Consider the following 988-nt stretch of genomic DNA (forward strand, 5'->3'; position numbering starts at 1 on the left):
CACATCTGACTTGATGGTCTTGCCTTCTGTATCTACATAGTGAACATAGACGTTACCCTTAGGTTGAGTTGGGTCTTCCTTCACTTCTTTATAGACGTAAGTGATGATTGACTTAGGTTTGTCAACTTTACCTTTAACTGGATCAGATGATTCCAAGTGCCCATCTTCGTCCACTTTACCTACTGGGTAGTCACCTTTCGGTACAATCTTGTAGGTCTTACCGTCTGGAGTCTTGATAGTGTTAGGTTTTTCACCTTCCTCAGTGGTATTATATGGTGTGTCATAAGGTGAGTTTGGTGTGTCTTGACGAGGTTTTTCGATTTCCTTGCCATTTTCATCTACGTAAGTGATGATGACCTCACCCTTCTTAGGCTCAGCTGGGGTTTCCTTCAGTTTGTATACATACGTTACATTCTTATCACCTTCGATGACCTTACCGGTTGTAGGATCGGTTGACTTGAGGTGACCCTCATCATCTACTTCACCGACTGTGTAGCTACCAGCTGGTACCAATTCGTAAGTCTTGCCTTCGAATTCAATCTCTTGCGGACGGTTGTCTACGACTGTATCGTAGTCTTTGTCTACTGGTTGTTGGTCTTCATCGGTTACATCTGACTTGATGGTCTTGCCTTCTGTATCTACATAGTGTACGTAGACGTTACCCTTAGGCTCAGCTGGGGTTTCTTTTAGTTTGTACACATACGTTACATTCTTATCGCCTTCGATCACTTTGCCTGTTGTAGGATCGGTAGATTTAAGGTGACCTTGGTCATCTACTTCACCGACTGTGTAGTTTCCTGCTGGAACCAATTCATAGGTCTTGCCTTCGAATGCAATCTCTTGTGGACGGTTGTCTACAACTGTATCGTAGTCTTTGTCTACTGGTTGTTGATCTTCATCGGTCACATCTGACTTGATGGTCTTTCCTTCTGTATCCACATAGTGAACATAGACGTTACCCTTAGGCTCTTCTTTCACTTTGTATACG

1 protein-coding gene is annotated in these 988 nt (G+C 43.3%); it reads right to left on the reverse strand.

The window, feature by feature from the left end; translation table 11 throughout:
• On the reverse strand, nucleotides 1-978 hold a 978-nt coding region (locus ADH27_RS06430), incomplete at its 3' end, for a MucBP domain-containing protein (protein WP_193389723.1).
• Between the last annotated feature and the right edge of the window lie 10 nt (nucleotides 979-988).

This window comes from Streptococcus sp. 343_SSPC, from assembly GCF_001072385.1.
Lineage (GTDB): Bacteria > Bacillota > Bacilli > Lactobacillales > Streptococcaceae > Streptococcus.